Annotated in this window: 1 pseudogene; it reads left to right on the top strand. The window is 43.5% G+C overall.

Annotated features, from left to right (window positions below):
• Positions 1 to 285 (top strand): annotated as a pseudogene (locus tag AAEY62_RS21880) (TonB-dependent receptor); the annotation flags it as partial.

Raw genomic sequence — 285 nt, 5'->3', positions numbered from 1 at the left:
AAGCCTGTTAACCTTGGCTATTTCAAGCACACTTTCAAGTGTGGTTTTATTCTCTAATACCGCTTCAGCTCAAGAACAAGTGGTTACAAAAAACAAATCACTTGAAGTTATAGAGGTTACGGCAACACGACGCAGCGGCTCTGTACAAGCAGCACCACTTAATATAACCGCGCTTGACGCTGATGTAATGAAAGATCAAAACATTAGTGAACTTGCCGATGTAGCACGCTGGGTTCCTGGTTTAACAATTACTGACCAAGGTGGCCGCGAAGGCTCACCTATTAT

This window comes from Pseudoalteromonas sp. GW168-MNA-CIBAN-0100 (assembly GCF_040309225.1).
Classification (GTDB): Bacteria; Pseudomonadota; Gammaproteobacteria; order Enterobacterales; family Alteromonadaceae; genus Pseudoalteromonas; species Pseudoalteromonas arctica.
Note: the sequence above shows the minus strand (reverse complement) of the source record. Positions and strands in the feature narration are given on the sequence as shown.